General features: G+C 61.4%; 10 protein-coding genes. All 10 read right to left on the reverse strand.

Annotated elements, in window-relative coordinates:
- Positions 1-89: 89 nt before the first annotated feature.
- The gene (gene trbF, locus EN993_RS24760) at positions 90-821 is read right to left on the reverse strand and encodes a conjugal transfer protein TrbF (RefSeq protein ID WP_063169230.1); all 732 of its coding nucleotides are present in this window, start codon (positions 819-821) and stop codon (positions 90-92) included.
- Entirely contained in the window at positions 822-2144 is a 1323-nt protein-coding gene (trbL, locus tag EN993_RS24765) for a P-type conjugative transfer protein TrbL (protein WP_063169231.1), read from the reverse strand.
- 33 nt (positions 2145-2177) lie between these two features.
- The gene (gene trbJ, locus EN993_RS24770) at positions 2178-2903 is read right to left on the reverse strand and encodes a P-type conjugative transfer protein TrbJ (RefSeq protein WP_024502854.1); all 726 of its coding nucleotides are present in this window, start codon (positions 2901-2903) and stop codon (positions 2178-2180) included.
- Complete coding sequence (trbE, locus tag EN993_RS24775; protein WP_063169232.1) at positions 2900-5350, reverse strand: conjugal transfer protein TrbE; 2451 nt, start codon at positions 5348-5350, stop codon at positions 2900-2902. Before trbE ends, trbJ begins: the two co-directional genes overlap by 4 nt.
- A complete protein-coding gene (locus EN993_RS24780; protein ID WP_024502852.1) occupies positions 5344-5616 on the reverse strand; it encodes a VirB3 family type IV secretion system protein in 273 nt (90 codons plus the stop codon). The genes trbE and EN993_RS24780 overlap by 7 nt, the downstream gene beginning before the upstream one ends.
- The gene (locus tag EN993_RS24785) at positions 5616-5924 is read right to left on the reverse strand and encodes a TrbC/VirB2 family protein (protein WP_024502851.1); all 309 of its coding nucleotides are present in this window, start codon (positions 5922-5924) and stop codon (positions 5616-5618) included. Before EN993_RS24785 ends, EN993_RS24780 begins: the two co-directional genes overlap by 1 nt.
- 12 nt (positions 5925-5936) lie before the next feature.
- Positions 5937-6905: a P-type conjugative transfer ATPase TrbB gene (gene trbB / locus EN993_RS24790; RefSeq protein WP_024502850.1), complete on the reverse strand. Its 969-nt coding sequence runs from the start codon at positions 6903-6905 to the stop codon at positions 5937-5939.
- Entirely contained in the window at positions 6902-7315 is a 414-nt protein-coding gene (locus tag EN993_RS24795) for a CopG family transcriptional regulator (protein WP_063170364.1), read from the reverse strand. Before EN993_RS24795 ends, trbB begins: the two co-directional genes overlap by 4 nt.
- 116 nt (positions 7316-7431) lie before the next feature.
- Complete coding sequence (locus tag EN993_RS24800) at positions 7432-9456, reverse strand: conjugal transfer protein TraG (RefSeq protein ID WP_063169233.1); 2025 nt, start codon at positions 9454-9456, stop codon at positions 7432-7434.
- A 219-nt stretch (positions 9457-9675) separates the two neighbouring features.
- Positions 9676-10006 (reverse strand): hypothetical protein (locus tag EN993_RS37420; protein WP_206532411.1); only part of this gene is annotated, 331 nt, incomplete at its 5' end.

Genomic DNA, 10006 nt, shown 5'->3' on the forward strand with positions numbered 1-10006 from the left:
TCTCAGGCGGCGGCACCTTCTTCGATGCACAAGCGGAAACGACCGCTGCCGACACCGATAGGATCAGCACGGCACGAATCGGTGACATTTTACCTTTCATTGGTGGACTCCGTCGGAGAAAGGGGGGTTGGGACGGCGCTGTCGAGCTCGCGTGACCAGTCAATGGCATTGATGAAGACGCCGAGCGGATTCTTGCGCAGCTGATCCGTATTGCTTGGCGAGCGAATCACGATCGTGAGGATCGCAGTCCAGCGCATCGTGCTGGCAAGGCTTCCGCGCTCAAACACCTGCTCGGTCCATTTGACCTGGAATGAACTTTCGGAGGCTCTGACCACGCTGGTGACCTGTACCGAAACACTGCGCGTTCCGATCTGACCGAAGGGGTCGTTCGCCTTGGCGTATTCGTTGAGGAAGAGCGCTGCGCGATCGCTAGCAAAGTCGTACGCTGCCAACCAGTTCTGCCGTACCAAAACCGGATCGGTGGAAACGGAACGGACATTCTGGATGAAGCGGCCGAGATGCCAGGCGATCTGAGCATCCGAGGGCTCATAATTCCGGATCGCCGGCGCGACGGCGCGCGTCTCGCCGAAGCCATCGACCTCGACGACATAAGGCACGACACGGCTTTGCATCGACTGCCATACGAGTCCGCCGGAAAGCCCGGTCGCCAAGGCCAGGCAGCCAAGGGCCATGATCCGCCAGTTCCTGGCCTGCAGTCGAGATGAGCCGATGCGCTCGTCCCACAGCTGGGCGGCTTTTTGATACGGCGTGACCGGTTCGGGTGTTTTGCCGTAACGGTGCACGGGTCGCTTGAAGAGCATCTAGTCATCCTTGTCGTTGAGAGAGGGGGTGGCGCTGCCTCCCGGCCGGTCTCCGTCTCGGACAGCTTGCATGGCAGCGTGGCGATTTGCACGGGCGGTCTGTTCAGAACGTAGGCGCCTTGCCCACGTCGGCGCCGAAACAGTGGCCGAACCGGCAGAGCGTTCGGTCATTGGCGCTGTCGGCGTGCCGCCGGTCGCGGTCCACGCGGCATCGCGCCCGGCATCGGCGTTGCGCCCAACACTTGCAGTGGCGGATCGCGCTATGCGTATAGCGGCGCCGCCAGCTGCACTGGTTACACCATGCATTCCAGCAGCCACACCGGAGAGGCCAGCGTCGGGCGAGGTTGCGCGCCCGATCTGCCATGACGTGGAAGCAGCCGATCCCATTGTTGTGCCGGCTCGGATGGCGGCGACACCGCCGCTGGTTGCCATACGCGCGCCAGCAAATGCTGTGCCTCCAGCAACGAGTGATACACCCGCTGCCGCCGCGGTCGTGCCGAGGGCGGCGCCCGCCCCAAGCTGCGGTGCGCCTGAGACAAGACCCGACGCGATCCCCGGCCCAAAAATGCCAAGGCCAAGCAATGCCAGTGCGCCCAGTACCTGGGACATGGCACCGGCAAGATCCGGCTCCTTGCCTTGCAATGCGGAAGCGAACTCCCCGAAGAGCGTGGAGCCGATACCGACAATGACGGCGAGCACCATCACCTTGATGCCTGACGAGATAACATGGCCGAGCACGCGTTCGGCCAGGAACGCTGAACGGTTCCAAAGTGCGAATGGAACCAAAACAAAACCTGCCAGCGTGGTGAGCTTGAACTCAAGGATGGTGATGAAAAGCTGGATGGAAAGGATGAAGAAGGCGATGATGACCAGGAACCAGGCCATCAGCAGCACGAAGATGGTCAGTGCGTTGCCGAAGATTTCCGGGAAGCCCAGGAGCTGACTGGCTTGGTCAAGCATTGGCCAAGCACCTTCGAAACCGGTCGCGGCAATGCGGCCCGGGCGCAAGAGATTGTCTGCCGACAGATTGCCGGCCGACGCCTTAATCCCGAGACCGGCAAAAGAACGATAAACGATATCGGCGAGGTTCTTGAAATTGTTCAGAATGAAGGCGAAGACGCCAACATAGAGCACCTTGCGGACAAGCCGGCCGAGAACGCTGGTTTCGTCGCCGAGCGCCCACGCCAGGCCGGCAAGTGTGATGTCAATGCCGATCAGAATGGTAGTGAGGAAGGCGAGGTCGCCCGATAGCAGACCGAACCCGCTGTCGATGTAGCGGATGAAGGTCTCCATGAAGCGATCGATGACGCCAAGGTCGTTCATGCCGCTGCCTTTCTCGTCGTGATGAACTCGTGATTAATTGCCGGGATAAGCCGAGCCGGTACCCAAGAATCGCTTCGTCATCTCGCGGGCGGCTTCGTCTGACTGGGCCTTGCGGGCGGCATCCTCGGCCTCAGCTCGAAACTGCGTTGCGAGCAGCGTCTGGATCTGCATCTGCTGTTTTGTCGAAAGCGCCATCAGCTGGTTGGTGGCCTGGCTTGCCTGAAGCGCACCGGCCGCCCCTTGGCTGCGGTTGACGAGATCGGCGAGCAGATCGCCGTCGGCGCGGACGTTCTCGACGATTTGCGACTGGACACCCATGGTCTGGCGGAACGCCTGCATGGCGGTTTGCCAACGCTCCCGCGCAGCACTCGCCACATCGCTGACTTTGATCGTGGCGTCGTAGCTTTCCGGATATTGGCTGCGCCACTGGTCTTGAAGCTTGCCCAGATCAAAGCTGAGGCCACTCGCCTGGTCCATCAAGCCGTCGATGCGATGGAGCGAACCGGTGAGTTGGCCAACGGAAGAGAAATCCAGACGCTGAAGATTGCGCGCCATGTTCTGCAGCATGGTCGCCTGATTCTGCAGCGACTGGATCTGGTTGTTGATCTGCTCCAATGCGCGCGCGGCCGTCAGCACGTTCTGCGCATAATTGGACGGATCGAACACGATAAGGGCGTAGGCGGGCTGCACATAGTCGGCCATAGGCTTGGCGATCAGGGAAACGGTGATCAGGCCGGAGAGAAGGCGTCGCCGCATCATGAGAATTGCTCCTTGTCTGGTTGAGGGAATTGCTTGAGAAGTTCGCCGGCCCAATCGAGGCCGCGCGCGATCAGGAACTGCGAGGCAAAGCTGCCTTGCCCGTCTTCGGACATGATCCTGTCGATCAGAGTCTGCGTGGCCGGATCGGAAGCACCGCAAAGCGCAAGAGCGATGGGGCCAAGCTCGAGCTCGAACAGACGGTTGCCGCGGCGCGATTGCAGATAATACTGACGCTTCGGCGTGGCGCGGGCGATCAATTCGATCTGCCGCTCGCTTAAACCGAAGCGCTCGTAGGCTGTGCGCGCCTGGGGTTCCACGGCACGATCATTGGGAAGGAAAATGCGCTGCGGGCAGCTTTCGATGATTGCCGGCGCTATGCCAGAGCCCGCGATATCAGCCAGCGACTGCGTAGCGAAGACAACCGACACGTTCTTCTTTCGCAGCACCTTCAGCCATTCGCGGATGCGGGCGGCGAACAGCGGATTGTCGAGATAGACCCACGCCTCGTCGAGCATGATCAGCGTGGGCCGTCCGTCGAACCGTTCCTCAAGTCGCTGGAACAGATAGGTAAGCACCGGCAGCAAAGCGCTTTGGCTGTGCATTAACTCCTCGGTCTCGAAACACTGCACATCCGACAAGGCCAGCCCATCATGATCGGCATCGAGCAGGCGGCCGAAGGGACCGTCGAGCGTGTAGGGCATCAATGCGGTCTTCAGCGCATTGGATTGAAGCAGGACCGAAAGACCGGTCAGTGTGCGTTCCTGCGCCGGCGCGGTGGCAAGGCTGGCCAGCGCTGACCAAATAGCCTCCTTCACCTCCGGCGTGACGGTGACGTTCTCGTGGGCAACAAGGCTGGCGATCCATTCGGCCGCCCAGCTTCGGCTAGCCTGGTCGTTGATGCTGCGCAGTGGCTGAAAGGCAAGGGAACCGTCCGCTCCTAGCGCGTGGTGTTCTCCACCCATGGCAAGTGTTGCAGCACGGGCCGAATTGCCTTTGTCGAAGACATAAACCTGGGCGCCGGCGTAGCGCCTGAACTGCAGAGCAATCAGAGCAAGCAGAACCGACTTGCCGGCGCCGGTCGGACCAACAACCAGCATGTGGCCGACATCTTCGACGTGGGTGGAAAGCCGAAACGGTGTCGACCCACTGGTCTCGGCAACGAAAAGCGGTGGCGCTTCGGTTTGGGTGACTTTCGCGAGATGCTCGTTTGTCGCAGGACCGGCCCAAACCGACGACAGCGGCATGAGATGGGCAAGGTTCAATGTATGAACGAGCGGTTGGCGAACGTTAGCGTAGACATGGCCAGGCAATGAGCCGAGCCAAGCCTCGACCGCATTGACGCCTTCTCGGATCGTGGTGAAGCCGAGCCCATTGATGATGCGCTCGACCGCGCGAAGCTTCTCTGCAGCGGCTTGGCGATCCTCGCCCCACACCGTCACGGTGGTGGTGAGATAGCCGAAACTCACATGATCACCGCCCAATGCCTGAAGGGCTTCGTCGGCATCGAGCGCCTTGTTGTCGGCATCGCTATCGACAAGCGGGACCGGCTCGTTGGTAATGACCTCGCGTAGGATTGCCACGATCGATTTGCGCTTGGCAAACCACTGCCGGCGCAATCGCGTCAGCGTCTTCGTGGCTTCCGTTTTCTCGAGCGGAATGAAGCGCGTCATCCAGCGATAGGCGAAATCCTGATGATTGAGGGTATCGAGGATTCCGGGCCGGGTGAGGTTCGGAAAGCCGAGGATGGTCAGTGTGCGAAGATGCTGCTCACCCAGCATCGGCTCCAGGCCACCGGTAAGCGGCGCATCGACCAGGATTGCATCCAGATATATCGGCGTTTCCGGGGCCATGATAGGATGGCGACGAGGCGAAATCGTGCCGTGGAGGTAGGTCAACGTCTGAGCATCATCGAGGACGCGTACTTCGGACATGAAACCCGAGAAGAGATCGAGCACGCGGTTGGTCTCGTCACGGAACCTCGCCAGATCCTGGCGCCAGTCTCTTTCTCCTCGGGAATAATGAGAGTCGACGAGCGTGCTTTCTGCGCGCGCCTGGGCGTCCGGCGGTGGCATAAACACCAAGGTCAGATGATAGCGGCTCTCGTAGTGCGCTACCTTCCCCTCGAAAGCAGCGCGGCGTTCTTCGTCGACCAGCCACGACGCGGCGTCAGGAAAATGCGAGTTCGGATAGCCCAGCGCTTCTGTGCGCTCGGCCTCAAAGAACAATGCCCAGCCAGAGCCAAGGCGTCTGAGAGCATTGTTCGCCCGGGCGCAAATGCCGACGAGTTCAGCCTCCGTCGCACTTTCGAGATCCGGGCCGCGGAACCGCAACGTCCGCTGAAAGCTGCCGTCCTTGTTGAGCACGATGCCGGGCGCCACCAAGGCAGCCCAGGGTAGATGGTCGGCAAGCCGGTCGGCTTTGCTTCGATATTCCGAAAGGTTCAGCATGCAAGCCACCCCTTCAGACGTAGGTGGCGCACAAGCACGCTGGCGAAGTCCGGATCGCGTCTTGCGGCAAACACCGCTAACGAGTGGCCTGCGATCCAAAGCACCAGACCAGCAATCCATTGCTGCAAGCCGAAGCCAATGGCCGCGGCCACTGTACCGTTGAGGATCGCCACCGCGCGCGGAGCCCCGCCGAGCAGGATCGGCTCGGTCAGCGCCCGGTGGACCGGTACTGCGAAGCCCTCGATATGCTGCTCCCCGGCGGCCATCAGACGAGCGCCCCACCACCGAAGGAGAAGAAGGAGAGGAAGAAGCTCGATGCCGCGAAGGCGATCGACAGACCGAAGACGATCTGAATCAGGCGCCGAAAACCACCGGCGGTGTCGCCGAAGGCAAGCGTCAGGCCGGTGGTGATAATGATGATCACCGCAACGATCTTGGCGACCGGTCCCTGCACGGACTCCAGGATCTGCTGCAGCGGCTGCTCCCACGGCATGCCGGAGCCGGCGGCATAAACCGGGGCCGTGATAAGAAACGCGAGCGCTGTGGACGAAAGAAAGCGAAGCTTCTTGCGCATGAGGAAGGCCTTTCAAAGCTGCTGGAGTTGCGAAAGCGTGAGCGGGGCAACGGCGTAATCGCCGCTGCCGTCGAGACCGGTGACCTCGGCGATTGCGTCGATGTGGCGCGACGAGCCGCGTCCCGCTATGAAGACGATCAGATCTATCGCCTCAGCGATGAGCCGGCGGGGAACGGTGACCACCGCTTCCTGGGCGAGTTGCTCAATGCGATAGAGAGCCGAGCGCGCGGAATTGGCGTGTACGGTAGCGATGCCGCCTGGGTGCCCGGTGTTCCATGCCTTCAGCATGTCGAGCGCTTCCGCGCCCCTCACCTCGCCCACGATGATGCGGTCCGGCCTGAGCCTCAGCGTCGAGCGCACGAGATCGGCAAGGGTGACCGAGCCCCGCCTTGTTCTCAGGGCAACGCAGTCCCTGGCCGCGCACTGCAGTTCGCGTGTGTCCTCGATCAGGATCACCCGATCGTCGCATTCGGCGACTTCAGCCAGCAGAGCGTTGGCGAGTGTTGTCTTCCCCGAGGAAGTGCCGCCGGCGATCAGCATGTTGCGCCGCTCGCGGACGGCCTTTTTCAGCGCATCGGCCTGCAGCGGCAGCATGATGCGTTCGGCAACATAGTCGGCCAGGGTGTAGACTTTCGCGGCGGGCTTGCGGATGGCAAAACATGGCGCCAACACCACAGGTGGCAGCAGGCCTTCGAAGCGTTCGCCAGACGGCAATTCGGCACTGACGATCGGGTTGTCGGCGTGCGCCTCGGCGCGCACGTGCGAAGCAACCAGGCGGATGATACGTTCTGCCTCGGACGGGTGCATGTGAACGTCGGTATCGACCCGACCTTCGCCTAACCGGTCGAGTCGCAGCGCGCCGTCGGGATTGACCATCACCTCGATGACGGACGGATCGGCCAGGGCTTCGGTGATTGCCGGACCCATGGCGGTGCGCAGCATGACACGCCGCCGGTGGTCGGCCTCGGGATGAGAGCTCATCCTTCCCCTCCCCCACCATTGTCTTTGCTAAGCGACTTTTTGCCGGAAGCGATCTGGCGGCCGACCTTCTCAACGAATTTCTCGAAACGCTCTTGGGCAATAGCCTGCGTTGCCCGATCCGGGACCGGCGTGTGGGCGTGAAGGGTGATCGAAAAGCGGATGAAGAGCGCCAGGCTCTCCAGGATCACCTCGGAATCGCGCCTGACGTGGGCAAGATCGCGGGAGAGCCGGTCAAGCCTTACGCCGTAGCGCCGATCGAACTCGCTCTCGCCACGCCGCTCGATGAACGCCTCGATCGCCTTCCCCACGATCGCTGATTTGGTCGTTGACGGATCGCGACTGAGGTTGTCCAGTTTCTCGCTGAGCTCCGGCTCAAGCAGAAACTGATGGCGAATGCGGTGCGGCTTCATGCGGATCGTTCCGACGGCCCGGCGTTGCGCCGGCGACGGGAGAAGCATCGGCCAGACGCTCAAAATTGCTTATGGCCGTTATCTACGCTGAGGTGCGCTCTGCAACTCAGCGGACTTCAGAAGCCGGGAATGACATCGTCGCCCCTGCCCTCGTTGATACCGTAGACGCGGGCCGCAGTGGAAATCCGATCCATGACACGCTTGTCCGCGAGCGCTTCGCTGTCATCGTCTGCGGGCTTGTACAGATCGGCCTGATCGGGCTCTTGAGAGACAACAACGTCTTCTTCGGGCAGGCTTGGATGGCGTTGCTGCTGAACGCCTCCCTCGTCTTCAACTGGCGCGTCGGCGCTTTCCTCGTCCGCAGCAAGTCGGCTATCGACGCTGCACACTTGTCCAGTCCAGCCGTCCGGGCGTGATGCAGGGCAGTCCGCATAGGGTCCGTCGTGCAGCACCGGCGCAGGCAGCACCCGATCTGTGAAATTCTGATCCTGATAATAGCGCAGCTTCTTGGCGCGGATCGGCGGCAACCCAGAAACCAGGACCAATTCGTCTGACGGCGGCAATTGCATCACCTCGCCTGGCGTCAGGAGCGGGCGCGCGGTTTCCTGGCGGCTCACCATGACATGTGAAAGCCAGGGCGCAAGCCGATGGCCCGCATAGTTGCGCATCGACCTAAGTTCGGTTGCGGTGCCGAGGGCATCCGAGATGCGCTTGGCCGTGCGTTCGTCATTGGAGGAAAAGGCAATTCGCACGTGGCAATTGTCGAGAATAGCATTGTTCTCGCCATAGGCCTTTGAAACCTGGTTCAAAGATTGTGCGATCAGATAGGAGCGAATGCCATAACCTGCCATGAAGGCGAGCGCCGTTTCGAAGAAGTCGAGGCGACCGAGCGCCGGAAACTCGTCCAGCATCATGAGCAGCTGATGCTTACGGCTCTTCTTCGGGTCCCCCTCCAGACGCTCCGTCAACCGCCTGCCGATCTGGTTCAAGATCAGTCGCACAAAAGGCTTGGTGCGCGAGATATCCGAAGGCGGCACGACCAGATAGAGCGACAGCGGTCGCTCTCCATCCACTAGGTCAGCGATGCGCCAGTCGCAGGACGAAGTGGCCGCCGCGACCGTTGGATCACGATAAAGCCCGAGAAAGGACATGGCGGTCGAGAGGACGCCTGAGCGCTCGTTTTCCGACTTGTTCAGGAGTTCGCGAGCCGCCGAGGCCACTACGGGATGGACCTGAGGGTTATGCCCCGTCCCGAGATGGTTTGTCGTCATCATCCGCCGTAGCGTTGCGGCAAACGAGCGTTGCGGGTCCGACAGGAAGGTGGCGACGCGGGCCAGCGTCTTGTCCTCTTCAGCGTAGAGCACGTGCAAAATGGCGCCAACTAGGAGTGAATGGCTGGTCTTCTCCCAGTGGTTCCGTCGCTCCAGCGCGCCCTCGGGATCGACGAGGATGTCGGCGATGTTTTGAACGTCCCGGATCTCATCTGGGCCTTTGCGCACCTCCAGCAGCGGGTTGTAGCGTGCCGATCTCGGGTCGGTCGGATTGAACAGAAGGCAGTACGAGAATTTCGACCGCCAGCCGGAGGTCAACTGCCAATTTTCGCCTTTTATATCATGAATGATGGCAGACCCGGTCCAGGAAAGTAGCGTTGGAACAACCAGCCCCACGCCCTTGCCCGAACGCGTCGGCGCAAATGCCATGACGTGCTCCGGGCCGTCATGGCGCAGATAGCGATCGTTCAGCCTACCGAGGAAAACGCCCGCCGGCCGTAACAACCCTGCCGTCTCGACCTCATGAGTCGTGGCCCACCGTGAAGACCCATAGGTCGTAACCGACCCGCGCTGTCGCGCGCGCAAAAGCGAGCCAGCGATTGCGGCGGCACAACCCAGGAATCCGCTGGCGCCTGCAAGCGTACCGGCTTTGTCGAAGACCTCCGGCGCATAAGCATCGAAGTGGAACCACCATTCAAACAGCTTCCACGGCTTGTAGATTGGCCAGCCGGCGAAGAGAAACCATGGTGCGCCGAGAGGCGTCTGGTAGGTCAGCATTTGAGCGCACCATTGGGTTGCCGTCCATACGCCGATAATGACAATTGCGCACACAACGGCGATCTGCCCGATCAGTAGCTTCGTAGGTGTCATCGGCTTGGCCCGCTGAACAACGCGACCTAGCATCGCGCGGCGCAGCCGGGACAGGAATGTTCCTCACATACGATTTGGGAGCAATGAACGACTTCCTACGTATGCAGGTCGGTCAGCACGCGTGTTGCGCCTTCACGCGACACCATCCGCCACTCCATCCTTTCCATTCACCCTGAGGCCCGGCGCCGCCGACAGTTGCGTGACCGCTCCTCCGCAAAGTTATCTTCTGCGTTCAGGGAGCCACGGCGCCTGGGCTGGCTGATGAACACCGTCCGCTCGCGCATGTGGGGTCGAATTGATTTGTGCCCAAGTGGAGGCAGGCTCGTCTTCCAACAGTTGCCGCAGTTCCCCTGGCTCGAACGCCATCATCGGTGGGGAAGCGGGTTCATCCTCCAACAGTTGCCGCAGTTCCCCTGGCTCGAACGCCATCATCGGTGGGGAGGCAGGTTCGTCCTCCAACAGTTGCCGCAGTTCCCCTGGCTCGAACGCCATCATTGGTGGGGAGGCAGGCTCGTCTTCCAACAGTTGCCGCAGTTCCCCTGGCTCGAAC

Source organism: Mesorhizobium sp. M7D.F.Ca.US.004.01.2.1 (assembly GCF_003997785.1).
GTDB classification, from domain to species: domain Bacteria; phylum Pseudomonadota; class Alphaproteobacteria; order Rhizobiales; family Rhizobiaceae; genus Mesorhizobium; species Mesorhizobium loti.